This window comes from Streptomyces sp. NPDC127177 (genome assembly GCF_042672475.1).
Taxonomy (GTDB): Bacteria; Actinomycetota; Actinomycetes; order Streptomycetales; family Streptomycetaceae; genus Streptomyces.
This window is the reverse complement of the sequence record NZ_JBHXUW010000038.1, coordinates 22761-44278: the sequence shown is the minus strand read 5'-3', so window position 1 is coordinate 44278 and position 21518 is coordinate 22761. Positions and strand designations below refer to the sequence as shown.

At 69.7% G+C, this 21518-nt stretch carries 21 protein-coding genes; 3 read left to right on the top strand and 18 right to left on the bottom strand.

Annotated elements, in window-relative coordinates; all coding sequences use genetic code 11:
• Positions 1–15 precede the first annotated feature (15 nt).
• Complete coding sequence (gene rpsD / locus ACFVJX_RS23175) at positions 16–630, bottom strand: 30S ribosomal protein S4 (protein ID WP_123528313.1); 615 nt, start codon at positions 628–630, stop codon at positions 16–18.
• Between the two features lie 188 nt (positions 631–818).
• Between rpsD and ACFVJX_RS23170 the strand changes: the two genes are divergently transcribed.
• On the top strand, positions 819–1520 hold the full coding sequence (locus ACFVJX_RS23170; protein WP_384133832.1) for a DUF2470 domain-containing protein: 702 nt from the start codon (positions 819–821) through the stop codon (positions 1518–1520).
• Between the two features lie 62 nt (positions 1521–1582).
• Here the strand turns inward: ACFVJX_RS23170 and ACFVJX_RS23165 are convergent, their stop codons facing one another.
• The 4 genes from ACFVJX_RS23165 to ACFVJX_RS23150 form a co-directional block, all read right to left on the bottom strand.
• Entirely contained in the window at positions 1583–2965 is a 1383-nt protein-coding gene (locus ACFVJX_RS23165) for a replication-associated recombination protein A (protein ID WP_384133835.1), read from the bottom strand.
• A gap of 39 nt (positions 2966–3004) precedes the next feature.
• Positions 3005–3640 carry a vitamin K epoxide reductase family protein gene (locus ACFVJX_RS23160; protein ID WP_384133838.1) on the bottom strand — a complete coding sequence of 212 codons (636 nt, stop codon included), beginning with the start codon at positions 3638–3640 and terminating at the stop codon, positions 3005–3007.
• Between the two features lie 270 nt (positions 3641–3910).
• Positions 3911–5173: a histidine--tRNA ligase gene (gene hisS, locus ACFVJX_RS23155; protein WP_384134450.1), complete on the bottom strand. Its 1263-nt coding sequence runs from the start codon at positions 5171–5173 to the stop codon at positions 3911–3913.
• A 13-nt stretch (positions 5174–5186) separates the two neighbouring features.
• On the bottom strand, positions 5187–5873 hold the full coding sequence (locus ACFVJX_RS23150; RefSeq protein WP_384134453.1) for an MBL fold metallo-hydrolase: 687 nt from the start codon (positions 5871–5873) through the stop codon (positions 5187–5189).
• A gap of 148 nt (positions 5874–6021) precedes the next feature.
• Here ACFVJX_RS23150 and ACFVJX_RS23145 point away from each other — a divergent pair, with 148 nt between their 5' ends.
• Together ACFVJX_RS23145 and ACFVJX_RS23140 are read left to right on the top strand one after the other, a co-directional pair.
• Positions 6022–6810: a peptidylprolyl isomerase gene (locus ACFVJX_RS23145; RefSeq protein ID WP_384134456.1), complete on the top strand. Its 789-nt coding sequence runs from the start codon at positions 6022–6024 to the stop codon at positions 6808–6810.
• 197 nt (positions 6811–7007) lie between these two features.
• Positions 7008–8237: a DUF349 domain-containing protein gene (locus ACFVJX_RS23140; RefSeq protein WP_384134459.1), complete on the top strand. Its 1230-nt coding sequence runs from the start codon at positions 7008–7010 to the stop codon at positions 8235–8237.
• Positions 8238–8330: 93 nt separating this feature from the next.
• Here ACFVJX_RS23140 and ACFVJX_RS23135 read toward each other — a convergent pair whose 3' ends face one another.
• From ACFVJX_RS23135 to ACFVJX_RS23075, 13 genes are all read right to left on the bottom strand, one after another.
• On the bottom strand, positions 8331–10898 hold the full coding sequence (locus ACFVJX_RS23135) for a RelA/SpoT family protein (protein WP_384134462.1): 2568 nt from the start codon (positions 10896–10898) through the stop codon (positions 8331–8333).
• 241 nt (positions 10899–11139) lie between these two features.
• Positions 11140–11565 (bottom strand): hypothetical protein, encoded by a 426-nt coding sequence (locus ACFVJX_RS23130; RefSeq protein ID WP_384134465.1) that lies wholly within the window; start codon positions 11563–11565, stop codon positions 11140–11142.
• Positions 11566–11780: 215 nt separating this feature from the next.
• The gene (locus ACFVJX_RS23125) at positions 11781–12335 is read right to left on the bottom strand and encodes an adenine phosphoribosyltransferase (RefSeq protein ID WP_384134468.1); all 555 of its coding nucleotides are present in this window, start codon (positions 12333–12335) and stop codon (positions 11781–11783) included.
• The gene (secF, locus tag ACFVJX_RS23120) at positions 12332–13435 is read right to left on the bottom strand and encodes a protein translocase subunit SecF (protein WP_384134471.1); all 1104 of its coding nucleotides are present in this window, start codon (positions 13433–13435) and stop codon (positions 12332–12334) included. Before secF ends, ACFVJX_RS23125 begins: the two co-directional genes overlap by 4 nt.
• A gap of 1 nt (position 13436) precedes the next feature.
• The gene (gene secD / locus ACFVJX_RS23115; RefSeq protein WP_384134474.1) at positions 13437–15161 is read right to left on the bottom strand and encodes a protein translocase subunit SecD; all 1725 of its coding nucleotides are present in this window, start codon (positions 15159–15161) and stop codon (positions 13437–13439) included.
• Between the two features lie 150 nt (positions 15162–15311).
• Complete coding sequence (yajC, locus tag ACFVJX_RS23110) at positions 15312–15803, bottom strand: preprotein translocase subunit YajC (protein WP_384134477.1); 492 nt, start codon at positions 15801–15803, stop codon at positions 15312–15314.
• 164 nt (positions 15804–15967) lie between these two features.
• On the bottom strand, positions 15968–17041 hold the full coding sequence (ruvB, locus tag ACFVJX_RS23105) for a Holliday junction branch migration DNA helicase RuvB (protein ID WP_384134480.1): 1074 nt from the start codon (positions 17039–17041) through the stop codon (positions 15968–15970).
• An 83-nt stretch (positions 17042–17124) separates the two neighbouring features.
• Complete coding sequence (gene ruvA / locus ACFVJX_RS23100) at positions 17125–17751, bottom strand: Holliday junction branch migration protein RuvA (protein ID WP_384134484.1); 627 nt, start codon at positions 17749–17751, stop codon at positions 17125–17127.
• Positions 17748–18320, bottom strand: a complete 573-nt coding sequence (ruvC, locus tag ACFVJX_RS23095) for a crossover junction endodeoxyribonuclease RuvC (protein WP_384134487.1) — start codon at positions 18318–18320, stop codon at positions 17748–17750. Before ruvC ends, ruvA begins: the two co-directional genes overlap by 4 nt.
• A 133-nt stretch (positions 18321–18453) precedes the next feature.
• The gene (locus tag ACFVJX_RS23090; RefSeq protein WP_384134490.1) at positions 18454–19206 is read right to left on the bottom strand and encodes a YebC/PmpR family DNA-binding transcriptional regulator; all 753 of its coding nucleotides are present in this window, start codon (positions 19204–19206) and stop codon (positions 18454–18456) included.
• 61 nt (positions 19207–19267) lie between these two features.
• Complete coding sequence (gene pdxT / locus ACFVJX_RS23085) at positions 19268–19861, bottom strand: pyridoxal 5'-phosphate synthase glutaminase subunit PdxT (RefSeq protein ID WP_384134493.1); 594 nt, start codon at positions 19859–19861, stop codon at positions 19268–19270.
• A gap of 6 nt (positions 19862–19867) precedes the next feature.
• A complete protein-coding gene (pdxS, locus tag ACFVJX_RS23080) occupies positions 19868–20788 on the bottom strand; it encodes a pyridoxal 5'-phosphate synthase lyase subunit PdxS (RefSeq protein WP_384134496.1) in 921 nt (306 codons plus the stop codon).
• 160 nt (positions 20789–20948) lie between these two features.
• Positions 20949–21503: a hypothetical protein gene (locus tag ACFVJX_RS23075; protein WP_384134499.1), complete on the bottom strand. Its 555-nt coding sequence runs from the start codon at positions 21501–21503 to the stop codon at positions 20949–20951.
• Positions 21504–21518 lie beyond the last annotated feature (15 nt).

Below are 21518 nucleotides of genomic sequence, written 5' to 3'. Positions count from 1 at the left end.
GCGGCTACGCCTGGATCAGCGGGCGTAGTACTCGACGACGAGCTGCTCGTCGCAGATCACGGGGATTTCCTTGCGGTTCGGGTCCCGGTCAAGGCGGAAGGCCAGGGCCTTCAGGTTCACCTGCAGGTAGCGCGGGGTCTCACCGTCGGTGTCGTAACCACCCTCGCGAGCAACCTGGAAGGGGTGCTTGTCGCGGCTGCGCTCGCGGACCATCACGATGTTGTCGGGACGGACACGGAAGGACGGCTTGTCGACCTTGTGGCCGTCGACCTCGATGTGACCGTGCACGACCATCTGGCGCGCCTGGTAGATCGTCTTGGCGATGCCCGAACGCAGGACCAGCGCGTCGAGACGGCGCTCGAGCTCGACGACGAGCGCCTCGCCCGTCTTGCCCTCGGCCTTCTTGGCGCGGTCGTAGGCACGCGCCATCTGACGCTCGCTGATGTCGTACTGGGCGCGCAGACGCTGCTTCTCGAGCAGACGGACCTTGTAGTCCGAGTTCTGCTTACGGCCGCGGCCGTGCTCGCCCGGCGGGTAGGGGCGGGCCTCGAAGTACTTGACGGCCTTCGGCGTCAGCGCAATGCCGAGCGCGCGGCTCTTCTTGACCTTGGGACGCGACTGATTAGGCACGTTCTCCAGACCTCCGTTGTAGGTTAGGTTAGGCTCACCTTACTCAAGGAGATCGCATGTCTCGCCCTGGGAACACCACACACGTCACGGACAGCACAGACAGCGGCAGCACACATGAAGGTGCTGCTACGACGGAAGGCCGATCTGATCGTGGTCAGCCGCGTCCCAGCGGGCTTGAAAACACTCGGATGCCGTCAGCAGCCGAGCGCACACGAACTCTCGTACAGAGTACCTGCTCCGCGGTACTGCTCGTCCCCGGCCTCGACTCAGCGGGCGCGGACCACCTGTTGCCCCTGTCCCGCAGCGTGGGTCCGGACGGGGATCTCTTCCTGGAATTCCCCGTGGATTCCCCGGCCGTACGGGCCGCGACGCACGCCCAGGACGACGAACTGTCGGCTGTGCTGGAGATCACGGACGTCGCTCCGGTCTCCGTACCGCACCGCATCCGCGGCCGCGCCCGGGTCTCCGGCTGGCTGACCACCGTACCCGGCATGGCAGGCCCCGGCCGGATGCTGCTGCGCCTGGAGACGGGTGAGGCGTACGTCGAGGATCTCTGGGGCGCGGAGGGTGTCGAGCCGGAGGAATTCCGGGACGCGGCGGCCGACCCGCTCGTCGACCACGAGGCGGAACTGCTCCAGCATCTGCACGCGGCGCACGGGGACCAGCTGGGGACGCTGTGCGGACTGCTCGGCGAGCGGGCCGCCGGCCTCTGCTCGGAGCACCGGCCGGCCGTCGTGCCGGTCGCGCTGGACCGTCTCGGGCTGCGGGTGCGCTTCTGTGAGCGGGACGGCAGGTGCTTCGACGCGCGCTTCGAGTTCCCCGAGCCGGTGCGTGACGTGGTCGAGCTGCGGCACGCCATGCACACGCTCTTCGAAGCGGCCGCGCACTGAGCCGGTCCGGCCGGGACCCGCGGGCCCCGGGAGGCCGGAATCCGGAGACCCCGTGAAGGGGCCTACGAATCGGACGGGCTCGCGTCGCCGTCCGCCTCCGTGCGGCCGAGCCGCTCGCGGACCCGGTCCACCACATCCGCGTACCGAGCCTCGGCGCCGTAACGCGTGGGCAGGTAGTACCGCTTGTCGCGAACCGCGTCCGGAGCGTACTGCTGGGCGGCGATCCCGCCGGGCACGTCGTGCGGATAGACATAGCCCTGTGCGTGCCCCAGCTTGGCGGCGCCCTTGTAGTGGCCGTCGCGCAGATGGGCCGGGACCGGGCCGGCCAGGCCCCTGCGCACGTCCTCCTGGGCGGCGGAGATCGCCAGCGTCGCCGCGTTGGACTTGGGGGCGAGGGCCAGGGCGATCGTGGCGTGGCTGAGGGTGAGCGCCGCCTCCGGGAAACCGATCATGGCGACGGCCTGGGCCGCCGCCACCGCTATGGGCAGCGCCGTGGGGTCCGCCAGACCGATGTCCTCGCTGGCCGAGATCATCAGCCGCCGGGCGATGAACCGGGGGTCCTCCCCCGCCTCGATCATCCGGGCCAGGTAGTGCAGCGCGGCGTCGACGTCGGAGCCCCGGATCGACTTGATCAGCGCACTCGCCACGTCGTAGTGCTGGTCACCGTCCCGGTCGTACTTCACCGCCGCACGGTCGACCGTCTCCTCCAGGGTCAGGAGGGTGATCTCCTCCTCCTGCTTCGACAGCGCCGCCCCGGCGGCCGCCTCGAGCGCCGTCAGCGCACGGCGTGCGTCGCCCCCCGCGATGCGCAGCAGGTGCTCCTCGGCATCCTCGGGCAGCGCCACCGCGCCGCCGAGTCCGCGCTCGTCGGTCAGCGCCCGGCGCAGCAGGCCGCGCAGATCGTCGTCGGTCAGCGATTCAAGCGTCAGCAGCAGCGAGCGGGAGAGCAGCGGGGAGATGATCGAGAAGTACGGATTCTCGGTGGTGGCCGCGATCAGCGTCACCCAGCGGTTCTCCACGGCGGGGAGCAGCGAGTCCTGCTGCGCCTTGGAGAAGCGGTGGATCTCGTCCAGGAAGAGGACGGTCTCCTTGCCGTAGCCACCGGTGGCACGGCGGGCGCCCTCGATGACCGCCCGCACTTCCTTGACGCCCGCGGTGATCGCGGAGAGCTCGACGAAGCGCTTGTTGGTGGCCTTGCTGACCACGTACGCCAGTGTCGTCTTCCCGATACCGGGCGGGCCCCAGAGGATCACCGATGAGGGGCCGGCCGGTCCCCCGCTTCCCTCGCCGACGAGGCGGCGCAGCGGCGAGCCCGGCTTGAGCAGATGCTGCTGGCCGACGACCTCGTCGAGGGTACGTGGACGCATCCGGACAGCAAGGGGGCTGCTGGACGGGTCCTTCTCCTGGCGGTCTTCGGCTGCTGCGGTAAAGAGGTCGGGCTCCACGTCTCGAAGCCTATGTCACCGCACTGACAACGCTGCCGGTCAGCTGGTCCAGAAGTCCCACCAGCGGGTCAGGATCAGCATGCCGATGATGCCGACCCACAGGACCGGCGGGACCCAGTGGAACTCCGTCAGTCCGTCGCGCAGCCAGTTCGGCGCGGGCAGGATCCGGTGCTTGATGTTGTGCGTGGTGACGTAGCAGAACATCAGGATCGTGGCGACCCAGGCCAGGCAGCACCACAGGCAGAGCGAGTTGATGTTGTACAGCGACTGGTACTGGAGCCAGGTGCAGAAGCCGACGCCGAACAGGGTGCCCGCGTTCATCCCCAGCCAGTACCAGCTGCGGAAGCGCGCTCCGGCGAGCAGCGCCAGGCCGATGCCGATGATCACCGGATAGGTGGCCATGCCGAGCCACGGGTTGGGGAAACCGAACGCGGTCGCCTGCTCGCTCTTCATGATGTTGCCGCAGGACACCACCGGGTTGAGGCTGCACCCCGGGACGAAGGTGGGGTCCTCCAGCAGCTTGAGCTTGTCGAGCGTGATGACCCACGCGGCGAGAAGTCCGGCAGCGCCCGTGATCACCAGCAGCAGCGCGAAGGCGCGACCACTGCCGGTGGTCCTCTTCCCGTCGTCCTCGTCCTGGTGGGAGGAGGGATGGTCAACCGCTGCAGTCGTCATATCGCCGTTCCGTCGCTGAGTAGCCTGCTGGGCACGGTCATTGTGCCGTACTCGGGCGCCGGTCTTCCGTTCGATGAACATAAAGATGCGGGCGGGAACCGGCGTCGGACTCCGCGTACGAACGGCATCGGCGGCAGGGGGTGTTACCAGGCTGCCGGGCCCGGAATCGTCCGGCAGGATGAATCCGGATGCACCGCGTTGACGGAACGGCGGTGGAACTCCCGGTCGCGGGCGGCCGGAACACCGCCCGCCCGCGACCGGGAGGAGAAGCTACGCGAGGCGCGCCCTGATCACCTCGGTCACCTCGGCCAGGGGAACGGCCGTCTGCTCACCGGACTCCATGTCCTTGAGCTGGACGACGCCTTCGGCCAGGTCGCGTTCGCCCGCGACGACGGTGAACCGCGCGCCCGACCGGTTGGCGCTCTTCATCGCGCCCTTGAGACCGCGGCCCCCGAACGCGAAGTCGGCCGCCACGCCCTCGCGGCGCAGCCGAGTGACGACGGCGAACAGCTTCCGCCGCGCCTCCTCGCCGAGCGGTACGGCGAAGACGCTGGTGGTCGAGGGCAGTTCGAGCTCGATGCCCTCCGCCTCCAGCGCGAGCACCGTGCGGTCCACGCCGAGCGCCCAGCCCACCGAAGGCAGCGCCGGGCCGCCGATCATCTCGGACAGGCCGTCGTACCGTCCGCCGCCGCCCACCGCCGACTGCGAGCCCAGTCCGTCGTGGACGAACTCGAAGGTGGTGCGCGTGTAGTAGTCGAGACCGCGGACGAGCTTCTCGTCGTCCTCGTACCGGACACCCGCCTCGTTGAGCAGGTCCCGGACCTCCTCGTGGTACGCCTTGCAGGCGTCGCAGAGGTAGTCGCGCAGCACCGGGGCGCCGGTCAGCTGCTTCTGGACGTCGGGGCGCTTGTCGTCGAGGACCCGGAGCGGGTTGATCTCGATGCGGCGCCGGGTCTCCTCGTCGAGGTCGAGCTCGCGCAGGAAGCCCTGGAGGGCGTCCCGGTAGACCGGCCTGCACTCCTTGTCGCCGAGCGAGTTCAGCAGGATGCGGAACTCGCGCAGCCCCAGCGTTCGGTACGCCTGGTCGGCCAGGATGATCAGCTCGGCGTCCAGCGCCGGGTCCTCCGCACCGATGGCCTCGGCACCGACCTGCGAGAAGTGGCGGTAACGGCCCTTCTGCGGGCGCTCGTAGCGGTAGTACGAGCCGGAGTACCAGAGCTTCACCGGCAGGTTGCCGAGCTTGTGGAGGTTGGCCTCCAGGGCGGCGCGCAGCACGGACGCGGTGCCCTCGGGGCGCAGGGCGAGCTCGGAGCCGCCCTTGGTGGTGAGGGTGTACATCTCCTTGCTGACGATGTCGGTGGACTCACCGACGCCTCGGGAGAAGAGGGCCACGTCCTCGAAGCCGGGGGTCTCGATGTAGCCGTAGCCCGAGTTCTTCAGGGGCGCGGAGATCGCCTCACGCACCGCGAGGTACTTCGCGGAGTCGGGCGGGGTCAGGTCGTACGTGCCCTTGGGGGCCTTGAAGGTGCTCACGATTTCGCTCTCGTCACATTCCTCGTCGGGGCGCGTCCATACCGCTCAGATACGGATTGGTGGCGCGCTCGCGGCCGATGGTCGTCTGGGGGCCGTGGCCGGACAGCACCACGGTCGAGTCGTCGAGCGGCAGGCACACACGGGCCAGCGACTCGAGCAGCTCGGCGTGATCGCCACCGGGCAGGTCGGTGCGTCCGACGGAGCCGGCGAAGAGCAGGTCGCCCGAGAAGAGGACCTGCGGAACCTCCGCGGCCTCGGGCATCCTGAACGTCACCGACCCCTTGGTATGGCCGGGCGCGTGCGAGACACCGAACTCCATACCGGCCAGCGTCAGCCGGGCGCCGTCGCTCAGCTCCTTGACGTCGTCCGGCTCGCCCACCGTCAGCTCGCCCATGAGCGGCATCCCGATGGAGCGGCCGAGGGCCTTCTCCGGGTCGCTCATCATGTAGCGGTCCTCGGGGTGGATCCAGGCGGGGACGTCGTGCGCGCCGCACACCGGGACGACCGAGGCGACGTGGTCGATGTGGCCGTGGGTGAGCACGACGGCGACGGGCTTCAGCCGATGCTTCCTCAGCGCGTCCTCGACCCCGGAGGCGGCCTGGTGGCCCGGGTCGATGATCACGCACTCCTCACCTGCGGCGGGGGCGACCAGGTAACAGTTGGTCCCCCAGGCCCCGGCGGGGAACCCGGCAATGAGCACGATCGTCCTTAATGGTCGTCCGACGAGGGATTGCGGCTGCGAGGTCGCAGCAGTTCAGAGCCTACCGGCGCTCCTCATTCCACAGCTAACCCATATACGGTACGGGGCAACTCAGGCCCGATCACACGACGTACAAGGAGATCACCCGGTGGTCAGCAGCGATCAGCGGCGGCGGCAGCTCGCCAGGGAGAAGTTCGAGCGGCAGCAGCAGCGCCGGGAGGAGGCTCGTCGCAGGACGCGGAGGCTGACGGTCATCATCACGTCGGCGGTGGCCGTGGTGGCCGTCATCGGCGGCGTCACCTACTTCGCCGCCGGCGACGACGGCAAGAAGGACAAGGCCGACGCGGCGGCGAGCCAGAGCCCGTCGGCGTCCCCCTCGCCGAGCGAGAAGAGTGCGCCGGAGCCGGCGATGGAGATCGACAAGAAGGCGAAGTACACCCTGTCGCTCAAGACGAGCCAGGGCGACATCGCGTTCACCATGGACGCGGCGAAGACGCCGCACACCACGAACTCCTTCAAGTCGCTCGCCGACAAGAAGTTCTTCGACGGCACGAAGTGCCACCGTCTGACCACGCAGGGTATTTTCGTCCTGCAGTGCGGCGACCCCAAGGGCGACGGCACCGGCGGTCCCGGCTACACGATCCCGGACGAGAACCTGACCGCGCTCGGCAAGGCCGGCAAGGACGGCACGGTGACCTACCCGGCGGGCACGGTGGCCATGGCCAACACCGGCCAGGAGCACACCGGCGGCAGCCAGTTCTTCCTGGTCTACAAGGACAGCAAACTGCCGCCCACCTACACGCCGTTCGGCACGATGGACGCGGACTCGCTGAAGGCCGTCGCGGCCATCGGCAAGGCGGGCGTCGCCGGTGGTGCGGCGGACGGTGCCCCGAAGAAGGCCGTGAACATCTCGAAGGCGGCCGTCGACAAGGCGTGAGCGCGGCGGGCCCGGCGTGATCCGCACGACAGGCACCGGGGCGCGGGCCGGATAATTTCGGCCGCGCGGAGTGCGGACAGCCGGGTGGCCCGTCGCCTAGATTGGCGTTGTGCAGGGCGGGCGCTGCCCGCCCCAGGAAACTGTGGACGATGCCAGGGGGGCGAACCCTCTCGCGGGCATCAGGTGGAGGAGGCGCTGTGAGCAGCGACCCGTGGGGCCGTGTCGACGAGACAGGCACCGTGTACGTGCGTACAGCCGACGGCGAGCAGGTCGTCGGATCGTGGCAGGCCGGTTCTCCGGCGGAGGCCCTGGCCTACTTCGAGCGCAAGTACGAGGGCATTGTGGTCGAGATCGGCCTCCTCGAGCGGCGGGTGAAGACCACCGATCTGTCCGCGAAGGACGCGACGACCGCCATCGAGCATCTGCGTGCGCAGGTCGACGAGCACCACGCCGTCGGCGACCTCGACGCACTGCGCAAGCGGCTGGACGCCCTGGTGGCGACGGTCGACTCGCGGCGGGAGGAGCGCAAGGCCCAGAAGGCCAAGCAGACCGACGAGGCGAAGCACGCCAAGGAGGCGCTGGTCGTCGAGGCCGAGGAGCTGGCGCAGAGCGAGCAGTGGCGCTCCGCGGGTGAGCGGCTGCGCGCGCTCGTCGACACGTGGAAGGGCCTGCCGCGGCTCGACCGCAAGTCGGACGACGAGCTGTGGCACCGCTTCTCGCACGCGCGCTCGGCGTTCTCCAAGCGTCGCAAGGCCCACTTCGCCTCGCTGGACGCCCAGCGCGAGGAGGCCCGCAAGGCCAAGGAGAAGCTGGTCGTCGAGGCCGAGTCGCTGTCCGGATCATCGGACTGGGGTCCGACGGCTGCCCGCTACCGCGATCTGATGACGGAGTGGAAGGCGGCGGGCCGTGCCCAGCGCGAGGCCGAGGACGATCTGTGGAACCGTTTCCGCGGTGCCCAGGACGTCTTCTTCGCCGCCCGCAGCGAGGTCTTCGCCGAGCGGGACGCGGAGCAGGGCGAGAACCTCAAGCTGAAGGAGGAGCTCGCCGTCGAGGCCGAGAAGCTGGTGCCGGTGAAGGACCTGAAGGCCGCCAGGGCGGCGTTCAGGGCCATCAACGAGCGCTGGGAGGCCGTCGGCCATGTGCCGCGTGACGCCCGTCCGAAGGTCGAGGGGCGGATGCACACGGTGGAGCGGGCGCTCCAGGAGGCCGAGGAGTCGGAGTGGCGCCGGACGAACCCGGAGGCACGTGCCCGTGCCGCGGGTCTGACGGGACAGCTCCAGTCGGCCGTGGACAAGCTGCGTACGCAGATCGACACGGCGCGCGCCTCGGGCAACAACGCCCGTGCGGACAAGCTCGCCCGTGAGCTGGAAGGCCGGCAGGCGCTGCTGGACCAGGCGCTGAAGGGCCTGGAGGAGTTCGGCGGCTGAGCAGCACCTGTTCGCCGGTTCGGTAGTGAAGGGCCCCTCCGCCGTGGCGGAGGGGCCCTTCACATGGCCGTACGGAGCCCCTCAGGGCCCCGGTCAGGGCCGGCGGGCCGAGGTCACCCGGTAGACGTCGTAGACGCCCTCCACGCCGCGTACGGCCTTCAGGACGTGGCCCAGGTGCTTCGGGTCGCCCATCTCGAAGGTGAAGCGCGAGGTGGCCACCCGGTCGCGGGAGGTCTGCACCGCCGCGGACAGGATGTTGACGTGCTGGTCGGACAGGATGCGTGTGACGTCGGAGAGGAGCCTGGACCGGTCGAGCGCCTCGACCTGGATGGCGACGAGGAAGACCGAGGACTGGGTGGGGGCCCATTCGACCTCGAGGATCCGCTCCGGCTCCTGCGAGAGCGAGTCGACGTTGACGCAGTCCGCGCGGTGGACGGAGACGCCGCTGCCCCGGGTCACGAATCCGATGATCGGGTCACCGGGAACGGGCGTACAACAGCGGGCCAGCTTGACCCAGACGTCCTCGACGCCCTTGACGACCACACCCGGATCCGCCTTGGCCCGGCGCTTGTTGCGGCCGTGCGAGGGCGGGGAGCTCTCCGCCAGGTCCTCGTTGGCCGCGTCCTCGCCGCCGAGCGCCTGCACCAGCTTCTGCACGACACCGGCCGCCGCCACGTGTCCCTCGCCGATAGCGGCGTACAGGGACGAGATGTCGGGGTAGCGCATCTCGTGGGCGAGGGTGACCAGTGAGTCGCCGGTCAGGATCCGCTGGATGGGCAGGTTCTGCTTGCGCATGGCCCGCGCGATGGAGTCCTTGCCCTGCTCGATCGCCTCGTCCCGGCGCTCCTTGGAGAACCAGGCGCGGATCTTGTTGCGTGCCCGGGGCGACTTGACGAAGCCGAGCCAGTCGCGGGACGGCCCCGCGCCGGCCGCCTTGGAGGTGAAGACCTCCACCAGGTCGCCGTTGTCGAGGGTGGACTCCAGCGGTACGAGCCGCCCGTTGACCCGGGCCCCTATGGTCCGGTGGCCGACCTCCGTATGGACGGCGTACGCGAAGTCGACCGGTGTCGCCCCCGCGGGGAGCGCTATGACGTCGCCCTTCGGCGTGAAGACGAAGACCTCGTTGCGCGAGAGGTCGAAGCGCAGGGACTCCAGGAACTCGCTGGGGTCCTCGGTCTCCTTCTGCCAGTCCAGGAGCTGGCGCAGCCACGCCATGTCGTTGACGGTGTCCTGGCCGCGGCCGGTGTTCTTCGGGATGTCGGTGCGCACCTTGGAGGCGCCGGCGACGGCCTCCTGCTTGTACTTCCAGTGCGCGGCGATGCCGTACTCGGCGCGGCGGTGCATGTCGAACGTACGGATCTGCAGCTCGACGGGCTTGCCGCTGGGGCCGATCACCGTGGTGTGCAGCGACTGGTACATGTTGAACTTGGGCATCGCGATGTAGTCCTTGAACCGGCCGGGGACCGGATTCCACCGCGCGTGGACGGTGCCGAGCGCCGCGTAGCAGTCGCGGACCGTGTCGACGAGCACCCGGATGCCCACCAGGTCGTAGATCTCGGCGAAGTCGCGGCCTCGCACGATCATCTTCTGGTAGACGCTGTAGTAGTGCTTCGGCCGGCCGGTGACGGTGGCCTTGATACGGGCGGCGCGCAGGTCGGACTGGACCTCGTCGGTCACTATGGCGAGGTATTCGTCGCGCTTGGGAGCACGCTCGGCGACGAGGCGGACGATCTCGTCGTACATCTTGGGGTAGAGGATCGCGAAGGCGAGGTCCTCCAGCTCCCACTTGATGGTGTTCATGCCCAGGCGGTGCGCCAGCGGGGCGTAGATCTCCAGCGTCTCGCGGGCCTTCTTCTCCTGCTTCTCCCGCTTGAGGTAACGCATGGTGCGCATGTTGTGCAGCCGGTCGGCGAGCTTGATGACCAGCACCCTGGGGTCCTTGGCCATCGCCACGACCATCTTGCGCACGGTCTCGGCCTGCGCGGCCTCGCCGAACTTGACCTTGTCCAGCTTGGTGACGCCGTCGACCAGCAGTGCGACCTGGTCACCGAAGTCGCGGCGCAGGGTGTCCAGGCCGTATTCGGTGTCCTCGACCGTGTCGTGCAGCAGTCCCGCCATCAGGGTGGCCGGATCCATGCCCAGCTCCGCCAGGATGGTGGTGACGGCGAGCGGGTGGGTGATGTAGGGGTCGCCGCTCTTGCGCTTCTGGCCGCGGTGCCAGCGTTCGGCGACCTGGTAGGCGCGCTCGATCTGGCGCAGTGTGGAGGTCTCGATCTTGGCGTCGTTGCTGCGCACGGTACGCAGCAGCGGTTCCAGCACCGGGTTGTACGGGCTGGATCGCTGGACGCCGAGGCGGGCCAGCCTGGCCCGGACCCGGTTGGAGGAGCCGCCGCCGCTACGGGCCGCCGGGCCCGCGGGCGCGGCAGCCGCCACGGGCTTCGCCGGGGGCTTCGGCGCCGTCGGGGGTGGTGAGGCGGGCGCGGCCGGCTGGGCGGGCGAGTCGGGCGCGGGCCCGTTCGCCTGCGCGGGAGCCGGCCCGGAGCCGGGCTCGGGAGCCGGGGGCTTCGGCTTCTCCGCGGGCTGCTGCTTCGCGGGCGTGGCTGGGGCCGCCGCGGGCTTTTCGGGCTGCGGGGCGGCGACTGGCTGGGCCTCGTCTGGCAAGAGCGCTCCTCGTGCGGATCCGGACACCCGGAAAGGCCATCGTAACGACCCTGTGGCCGGTCCTCCCCCGGGGACCGTGAGAGCCCTCACAACGCGGAGCGGGCACCCGATTGTTCCCGGGTGCCCGCCATGGTGCGAGAGCTGCGGTGGCGTACCGCCCGGCAGCTCGCTCAGGCCATGATCAGCGCGGAGCAGGTGGCCCGCCCACGGGTCCCCGGTGGGACGGGGGCCCGCTCGCCGTTCAGTTCCAGCGAAGCAGCGCACCGCCCTTGATCTGCATTTCCTTCTTGGCGGCCACGTTCCCCCACGGCGCCTTGACCGATCCGGTCTTTCCGCAGCCGGCGTCGTACCAGGTCTTCTTCCCCTTGGCGTTGAAGCCCTTGACCTTCACGCAGACGCTGCCGCCCTTGAAGACCTTCCAGCCGTAGGCCATCTTCATGCCCTTGGCGCCGAAGTGGGCACAGCCGTCGTTGACCGTCGTCCACTTCCCCGGGACTCCCCCCGCGTTCTTCCAGCCCGAGCAGATGCCCTTCGCGGCGGCACCGGCCGGAGCGGCGGCGACGGCCGCCTCGGCGGGGCTCGCCCCGGCAGGCGCCGCACCGATGGCGAGGGCGGCGAAGGAGAGCGCGGATACGGCTCCCAGAGCAAACGTGCGTGCGATTGTCATCGGATTCCTTCTGTTGGGATGCCTGGTCAGTGGCACCACCAAGATCCAATCAGACAGCAGTTCCCCCGTTACTCCGTTGGAGCGCATGTCGCGGAAGTCGGCCGAAAGACGGTTCCGGCACACCTCCGCCGCACGCGAAGGGGGCACCCGGATCGCTCTCCGGGTGCCCCCTTCGGTGCACGTGTTGCTCTGCCGGCCGCTGTGCCCGGCGCTGCTCAGACCGTGATCAGGGCCTCCAGCGGAGCGCCCTGCAGGCTCTCCTCCAGCCGGGCCCTGCCGGACAGGAAGCCCAGCTCCATGAGGACACAGACACCGGCGACCCGGGCTCCGGCCCGCCGGATCAGTTCCAGCGAGGCGCCGGCGGTGCCGCCGGTGGCCAGGACGTCGTCGATGACCATGATCCGGTCGTCGGCGGACAGGTCCTCGGCGTGGATCTCGATCTCCGCGGTGCCGTACTCCAGCTCGTACGCCTGGCTGAGCGTGGCGCCCGGCAGCTTCCCGGCCTTGCGGACGGGGACGAAGCCGAGCCCGGCACGGATCGCGACCGGTGCCGCCAGGATGAAGCCGCGGGCCTCCAGACCGACGATCTTCGTGGCGCCGTGCCGTACGCACAGCTCCGCGAGGGCGTCGGTGAGAGCGGTGAAGGCCACCGGGTCAGCGAGCAGCGGGGTGATGTCCTTGAACATCACACCCGGCTTCGGGTAGTCCGCCACGTCACGGATCCGGCTGAGCAGGAGGTCCCTCGTGCTCTCGGTGGTGCTGCTGGTCATCGACGCTTCCCCGGGGTCCGGCCGTGGCCCCTGGGGGGCTGCTGGCGCTGGCCGACGACCGCACCGGCGGGTGCCTCGTCCTGGGGGGCGCGCTCGTCCTCCTGCTCCGCCTCGTTGAGTTCGCCCTTGGCGGCGGCTGCCGCGCGCTTGGCGAGGACCCGCTTCTTCAGCGCCTTCATCTGCGGGTCGCGTTCCTTGAGGTCGGCGACGAGCGGAGTGGCGATGAAGATCGAGGAGTAGGCACCGGCTGCGAGGCCGACGAAGAGCGCCAGGGAGATGTCGTTCAGCACACCGGCGCCGAGGACACCGCCGCCGATGAACAGCAGGCCGGCGACCGGCAGCAGGGCCACGATCGTGGTGTTGATCGAGCGGACCAGCGTGCCGTTGATGGAGCGGTTGGCGATCTCGCTGTACGTCCACCGGGTCTGCTTGGTGATCCCCTTCGTGCCCTCCTTGAGGCTGTCGAAGACGACGACCGTGTCGTAGAGGGAGTAACCGAGAATCGTCAGCAGACCGATCACGGTGCCCGGGGTGACCTCGAAGCCGACCAGGGCGTAGACGCCGACCGTGATGGTGATGTCGTGGATCAGCGCGACCAGGGCCGCGATCGCCATCCGCCACTCGAACGCGATGGCCAGGTAGATCACCACGAGGACCATGAACACGCCGAGACCGGTCCAGGCCTTGTTGGCGATCTGCTCACCCCAGCTGGGACCGACCAGGTCCGCGGCGATCTTCTCCGCCGAGACGTCGAGGTCCTTGGAGAGCTGGTTCTTGATCTCGTCCGACTTCGCGGTGTCGACCTCGGTGATCTGGATGCGCAGACCGCCGTTGCCCAGCTTCTGGACGATCGCCTGGTGACCGGAGGCCTCGGTGGCCAGGTCCTCCGCGTCGGTCACCGAGACACTCGTCTTCGGGGTGGTGAAGACGGCACCGCCCTTGAACTCGATGCCCATGTTCAGGCCGCTGACCGCCAGGCCGACGATGGCCGTGATGGTGATCAGGATCGAGATGCCGTACCAGATCTTGCGCTTGCCGATGAAGTCGTAGCCGACCTCGCCGCGGTAGAGACGGGCGCCGAGATTGCCGAGTCGCGACATCTCACGCCTCCTTCGGGTCGGTGGGGGCGTTGACACGGCGCGAACGACGCAGCGGCGGCTTGGCGCCGAGCCGCTTCGGGTCCAGACCGGACCACGGGTGACCACTCGCGAAGAACTTCTTGCGGGCCATGAGCGTCATGACCGGCTTGGTGAAGAGGAACACCACGACCACGTCGAGCAGGGTGGTGAGACCCAGCGTGAACGCGAAGCCCTGGACCTTTCCGACCGTGACGACGAACAGCACCGCGGCGGCCAGGAACGACACGAAGTCGGAGACGAGGATGGTGCGCCGGGCACGCGGCCAGGCCCGCTCGACGGCGGGACGCAGGGTCCGGCCCTCGCGGATCTCGTCACGGATGCGTTCGAAGTACACGATGAACGAGTCCGCGGTGATACCGATGGCCACGATGGCACCACAGACCGCGGGCAGGTTCAGCGCGAATCCGATGGCCGGTCCGAGCAGTGACATCAGCGTGTAGGTCAGGATGCCGGACACCAGCAGGCTGAGGAGCGCGATGAGCGCCAGCCCGCGGTAGTAGGCCACCAGGTAGATGATCACGAGGGCCAAGCCGATGGCACCGGCGATCAGGCCTGCCCGGAGCTGCTCGCCGCCGAGGGCGGCGGTGACCGTGGTGACGCTCTGCTCCTGGAAGGAGAGCGGGAGCGCACCGTAGGACAGCACGTTGGCGAGGTCCTCGGCGGACTGCTGGGTGAAGCTTCCGGAGATCTCGGCGTTGGCGCTCAGCGCCGCCTGCACGGAGGGAGCCGAGACGACCTCGCCGTCGAGCGCGATGGCGAACTGGTTCTGCGGCGACTGCTGAGCGGCGAGCTTGCTCGTGGTCTTCTGGAACTTCTTGGCGCCGCCGCCGGTGAACTCCATCTGAACGATCCACTGACCGGTCTGCTGGTTGATCGCCGCCTTGGCACTGTCCACGTCGGTGCCGGACACCTCGGCCGGGCCGAGCACGTACTTGGCGGAGCCGTCCTGCTCACACGCGACGACCGTGTCGCTGGACTTGGTGCCCTGGGCCGCCTTGGAGCGGGAGGCCTTGGTGGAGCAGTCGAGCGCCTCGAACTTCTTCTGAAGCTTGGCGGCGGCCGCCTGGTCCTCCGCCGAGGGGGTCGGGGTGCCGCTCGCCTCGGGCGTCGGCGAGGAGTCGGCCTTCAGGGCGCCGGTGACCGCGCGGCCCTGTGTGGTGGCGCTGGAGCTCGGCTTCGTCGACGGGCTGGACGCCTTGTCCGACGCGGACGTGCTCGGCTTCGCCGACGGGCTGGCCTTGTCCGAGGACGAGGCGCTGGGCTCCGGGGTGGGTGTGCCCTGGGCGGCGGTCAGCACCGGCCGGAAGTAGAGCTTGGCGGTCGTACCGACCTGCTGACGGGCCTGGGCGGAGTTGGTGCCCTTGGGGATGTTGACGATGATGTTGCGATCGCCCTGGGTCTGGACCTCGGCCTCGGAGACACCAAGACCATTGACGCGGCGTTCCATGATCTGGACCGCGGTGTCCATGTTGGTCTTGTTGATCGCCTTTTCCTGGCCCGGCTCGGCCTTCGCCTCAAGCGTGATGGACGTACCGCCCGCGAGGTCGATGCCGAGTCGCGGCGTCGGCTGGTGGGCCAGGAACATCCCGCCGGTGAGCGCGACCATGGCGATCAGGATCAGAGCCAGGGAACGCCCCGGCCTGCCCTGACCGCCGGCCGGCCCTCGGCCCTTCTTCGGTGCTGCCACCTTCTCGTTTCTCCCTGTCCAACCGCCCCGCGCCGGGTACGCGCCCAAGCGGCCACGAAGTGTAGTGGGGACCCGCCCCCGCAGAAGACCGCACGGTCCGGGGAACGCCGGATGCCTGTGGGCTCACGGCGTGCGTCCCCGGGTCGTGTGCTACTTCGCGTCGGCCTCGCCGTCGGACTTGCCGTCGGACTTCTTGTCGGCCTGGCTCTCGGCCGGCTCGGCGTCGTCCGCCTCGGCCTTCTTGCCCAGGTCGATCTTCTCGTCGTCGGCGGCGGCCTCGTCGTCGGCGACGTCGAGCTCGGTCAGCGAGGAGGCGTCGTCAGGCACTACCGCGCCGTCGACGTCGAGCTCCTCCTCCTCGTCACCGTGGACGATGCGGTTGTACTCCGCGTCGTCCAGGACGGCACCGATGGCGTTCTTGGCGTAGACGGCGTGGACGCCGGGAGCGATCTCAAGGAGGACCGAGTCGTCGTGAAGCTCCTTGACGGTGGCGTACATGCCCCCGATCGTCCGGACGCCGGTGCCGGGCTGCATTTCATTGCGCATGTTCGCAGCCGCCGCCTGCTTCTTCTTGGCGGACCGCGTCATCAGGAACATGGCCCCGATGAGCACGATGAAGGGGAGGAGAGTCACGGGATTCACGGGACGAGTTTCCTTCGCACGACCGCACTGGAAAGCGGCCTGGTCTACGGGGGTGGGTACACCGACCTTTAAGGGCGGCATCGGCGGAGTCTAAGCGAGTCCGCATCGATGGAACAACGCCCAGCATGGCACCCGGGTTCCTCTGCGGGCCAACCTGTGATGCATCACGCCCCGAACAGGCCCTGTTGTCCCTTTCCGCCTTGCTGTGGCGGAACCAGCCCGAGGTGGGCCCAGGCCGCCGGTGTGGCGACCCTGCCCCGCGGCGTCCTGGCCAGCAGACCTTCGCGCACCAGGAAGGGCTCGGCGACCTCCTCGACCGTCTCGCGCTCCTCCCCCACCGCGACCGCGAGCGTGGAGAGGCCCACCGGACCACCGCCGAAGAGCTTCATCAGGGCGCCGAGCACCGCCCGGTCCAGCCGGTCGAGACCGCGGGCGTCGACCTCGTAGACCTTGAGGGCCGCCGCGGCGATGTCCCGGTCGATCCTGCCGTCGGCCTTGACCTGGGCGTAGTCCCGGACCCGGCGCAGCAGCCGGTTGGCGATGCGGGGCGTGCCGCGGGAGCGGCCGGCGATCTCCGCGGCACCCTCGACGTCGATCCCGACGTCGAGCAGGCCGGCCGAGCGGTGAATCACCCTTTCCAGTTCGGCCGGGGCGTAGAACTCCATGTGCCCGGTGAAGCCGAAGCGGTCGCGCAGCGGGGGCGGCAGGAGTCCGGCCCTGGTGGTGGCGCCGACCAGGGTGAAGGGTGGCAGCTCCAGGGGGATGGCGGTGGCTCCCGGCCCCTTGCCGACGATCACGTCGACCCGGAAGTCCTCCATCGCCATGTAGAGCATCTCCTCGGCGGGCCGGGACATGCGGTGGATCTCGTCGAGGAAAAGGACCTCGCCCTCCTGGAGCGAGGACAGGATCGCCGCCAGATCGCCCGCGTGCTGGATGGCGGGGCCCGAGGTGATCCGGATCGGTGCGTTCATCTCGGCGGCGATGATCATGGAGAGGGTGGTCTTGCCCAGGCCGGGGGCGCCGGAGAGCAGCACGTGGTCGGCGGTGGCGCCGCGGGCGCGGGCCGCCTTGAGGACCAGGTCGAGCTGTTCGCGCACCGTCTCCTGGCCGACGAACTCGTCGAGGTCCTTGGGGCGCAGTGCCGCCTCGACGGCGGTGTCCTCGCCGTCCGCGCCGGCGTCGACCAGCCGGTCGTCGACCAGCTCGTCGGTGTCGGGTCCGGTCTCGTCCCAGTTCATCTCGTCAGTCCCGCCTAGGGTGTTTCGGTGCCGGGCCGCGCGTTGCCCGGTCCGGGGTGGCCAAGGGTGCCCTCCGGGCCCGCTCAGCGCGCGCGGTTGAGGGTCTGCAGGGCGGCCCGCAGCAGCTGCGGCACGGGCGGCTGTGCGCCCTCCGCGACGGCCGCCTCGGCCTGCGGGGCCACGGCGGCCACCGCCTCGTCCGCCTCGCGGGTGGCGTATCCGAGGCCGATCAGGGCGGCCTGCAGCTGGTCGCGCCAGGAGGAGGTGACCGCGGTCCCGATGCCCTGCTGGGCGATGTGCGCGCCGAGCGGCTCGCCGAGTCTGTCCTTGAGTTCGAGCAGGAGCTTCTGCGCGCCCTTCTTGCCGATGCCCGAGACCGCGGTGAGCGCCTTCTCGTCGCCGGTGGCCACGGCGATGCGCAGGGCGTCCGGGCTGTGCGTGGCGAGCATGGCCTGGGCGAGCCGGGGGCCGACCCCGCTGGCGGTCTGGAGCAGCTCGAAGGTCTGCCGCTCGTCGTCGTCGGCGAAGCCGTACAGGGTGAGCGAGTCCTCCCGTACGACGAGGGAGGTGGCGAGCTTGGCCTCCTTGCCGATGCGGAGACCGGCGAGGGTGTTCGGGGCGCACTGGACGGCCATGCCGATGCCGCCGACCTCGATCACGGCCGTGGTCGGGGCGAGCGCGGCCACGGGGCCGTTGACGAAGGCGATCATCGGGGGACCTTCCGGACGGGGACTGCTGCGGTGCGCGGGACGCGCGGGTTACGGGCCGCTGCCGCGGCCGCGTGCGCCTGCTGGAGGCGGTTGACCGCCGGGGCACGCCAGATGTGACAGATGGCGAGGGCGAGGGCGTCGGCGGCGTCGGCCGGCTTCGGCGGGGCGTCCAGCCGCAGGAGCCGGGTCACCATGGCTCCGACCTGTGCCTTGTCCGCGCGGCCGCTGCCGGTGACGGCGGCCTTGACCTCGCTGGGCGTGTGCAGGGCCACCGGGATACCGCGACGGGACGCGCAGAGCATGGCGACCGCGCTGGCCTGGGCGGTGCCCATCACCGTACGGACGTTGTGCTGGCTGAACACCCGCTCCACCGCGACGAATTCGGGGCGGTGCTCGTCGAGCCACTCCTCGATGCCGCGCTCGATGGCCACCAGCCGGTGGCCGAGCTCCGCGTCGGCCGGTGTGCGCACGACGCCGACGCCGACCATCGTCAGGGGCCGCCCCGCGACCCCTTCGACGACTCCGACGCCGCACCGGGTCAGCCCGGGGTCCACACCGAGTACCCGCATGGGTCGCCCCCTCCCTGCCGATCGGTCAACTGTTCTGGCAGGTTATCGGCTCGCACTGACAATGCGACGGGCCGACGGGGTGTGTCCCCGTCGGCCCGTCCACGGAAGGCTGCGCCGGTCGACCGACGGCCTCTCAGGCGTCGACCTTCTCCATGACCTCGTCGGAGACGTCGAAGTTGGCGAAGACGTTCTGCACGTCGTCGCTGTCCTCCAGCGCGTCGATCAGCTTGAAGATCTTGCGCGCGCCCTCCTCGTCGAGGTCGACCTGCATGGTGGGCAGGAAGTTGGCCTCGGCCGAGTCGTAGTCGATGCCCGCCTCCTGGAGCGCGGTGCGGACCGCGACCATGTCGGTGGCCTCGCTGACGACCTCGTACGTGTCACCGAGGTCGTTGACCTCCTCGGCGCCCGCGTCCAGGACGGCACCGAGCACGTCGTCCTCGGACAGCTCGCCCTTGGGGACGATCACGACGCCCTTGCGGTTGAACAGGTACGAGACGGAACCCGGGTCGGCCATGGAGCCGCCGTTGCGCGTCATGGCGACACGAACGTCGGACGCGGCGCGGTTGCGGTTGTCGGTGAGGCACTCGATGAGCACCGCGACCCCGTTCGGGCCGTAGCCCTCGTACATGATCGTCTGATAGTCGACGCCGCCCGCTTCGAGACCGCCACCGCGCTTGACCGCGGAGTCGATGTTCTTGTTCGGGACCGAGCTCTTCTTCGCCTTCTGGATCGCGTCCACAAGGGTCGGGTTGCCCTCGGGGTCCACACCGCCGGTGCGGGCCGCGACCTCGATGTTCTTGATCAGCTTCGCGAAGAGCTTGCCGCGCTTGGCGTCAATCACGGCCTTCTTGTGCTTCGTCGTAGCCCATTTAGAGTGGCCGGACATCTGCCTTCTCCTTCGCGTCACCAAATTCCGTACGAACCCGAGAGATCCTACCGGGATCGAGTCAGCCCGCTGCGCGCACCATGTCGACGAAGTACGCGTGGAGCCGGTGGTCCCCGGTCAGTTCGGGGTGGAATGACGTGGCAAGGGCGTTTCCCTGCCGTACCGCCACGATATGGCCGCCGTACTCGGCTATGACCTGGGCGCGGGCCCCCACGGATTCGACCCAGGGGGCGCGGATGAAGACGCCCTCGACCGGGCCGCCGTCGATTCCGTCGACGTCGACGGCAGCTTCGAACGACTCGTTCTGCCGCCCGAAAGCGTTACGGCGCACGATCATGTCGATGCCGCCGATGGTCTCCTGGCCCGAGCGGGGGTCGAGGATCTTGTCGGCGAGCAGGATCATTCCGGCGCAGGTGCCGTACACCGGCATCCCTGCGGCGACCCGCTCGCGCAGTGGTTCCAGCATCCCGAACAGGGCGGCCAGTTTGGACATCGTGGTGGACTCGCCGCCGGGGACGACCAGTCCGTCGACCTCGGCGAGTTCCTCGGGCCGCCGGACCGGCCTGGCCAGGGCGTCAGCCGTGGCCAGGCCGGTCAGGTGTTCCCGTACGTCGCCCTGGAGAGCCAGGACTCCGATCACAGGGGTGTCGCTCATCAGTGACTACCAGCCACGGTTGGCGTAGCGCTCGGTCTCGGGCAGCGTGTCGCAGTTGATGCCGACCATGGCCTCGCCCAGGTTGCGGGAGGCATCCGCGATGATCTTCGGGTCGTCGTAGAAGGTGGTGGCCTTCACGATGGCGGCGGCGCGCTTGGCCGGGTCGCCGGACTTGAAGATGCCGGAGCCGACGAAGACGCCCTCGGCACCGAGCTGGCGCATCAGCGCGGCGTCGGCGGGGGTGGCGACGCCGCCGGCGGAGAAGAGGACGACGGGCAGCTTGCCGAGCTCGGCGACCTCCTTGACCAGCTCGTACGGGGCGCGGAGGTCCTTGGCGGCGGCGTACAGCTCGTTGTTGTCGTAGCCGCGCAGCCGGGCGATCTCGTTCTTGATCTGCCGGAGGTGACGGACGGCCTCGACGACGTTGCCGGTGCCGGCCTCACCCTTCGAGCGGATCATGGCCGCGCCCTCGGCGATGCGGCGCAGCGCCTCGCCCAGGTTGGTGGCGCCGCAGACGAACGGGGTGGTGAAGGCGAACTTGTCGCTGTGGTTGACCTCGTCGGCCGGGGTGAGCACCTCGGACTCGTCGATGTAGTCGACGCCGAGGGACTGCAGGACCTGGGCCTCGACGAAGTGGCCGATGCGGGACTTCGCCATGACCGGGATGGAGACCGACTCGATGATCTCCTCGATCATGTTCGGGTCGGACATCCGGGCCACGCCGCCGTCCTTACGGATGTCGGCGGGCACGCGCTCCAGGGCCATGACGGCCACGGCGCCCGCGTCCTCGGCGATCTTCGCCTGCTCGGCGTCGACGACGTCCATGATCACGCCGCCCTTGAGCTGCTCGGCCATGCCGCGCTTGACGCGTGCGGTGCCGGTCGCCGGGGAGTCAGCGGACTGCGGGGTGGTGGGAAGCGTGGACACGGATCGACCTCACTGGGAGAAAAGACGCTGAGCGTGCAGGGGCTTGGTGCACTGCTGAGCAAACTCTCCGGAAGCGGTCCACAGCAAGGGCCAATAGCAGGCCGGTGGATCGTTTTGGCCCGGCCCGGCGGGCGGGCGCGGGCGGCTCGCCGCGCGGGTGTCAGCTGACGGGGCGTGCGGCCAGGGCCACCGGCGGCTCGTCGTCCATCTCGAAGGCGAGCGGGAACGGGGCGTGTCCGGCCAGCCGGAACCAGCGCACCGTGCGGTGGCGGCGCAGCGCGCGGGCGGCCCGCACCGCGTCGTTGTGGAACCGGCGCGCCATCGGGACCCGGCGGACGGCGGCGGCCAGTTCGGACGCGGCCTCCTCGCCGCCCGGAATCTCCTTCACCGCCTCCACCTGGGCCGGCTCGCCGAACACCGCGCGCAGCGCGGTGCTCAGTTCGCTCTCGGCGACCTCGCGGTGCTCCTCCTGCGACTGCCGGGCGGCGTGCGCGGCCTCGTACAGGACGATGGAGGCGGCCGGGTCGAGGACACCGGACGTCGCGAGTTCCTGAGTGACCGAGGCGCGGCGCAGGAGTTGCGCGTCGAGAGCGGCCCGGGCCGCGTCGATGCGGGTGTGCAGCCGGTCGAGGCGGCCGGCGGTCCAGCTGAGGTAGAGGCCGATCGCGACGAGCACGACGAGCACGACGGCGGTCCAGACGAGGATTTCGGTCACGGCCCGAAGGCTACC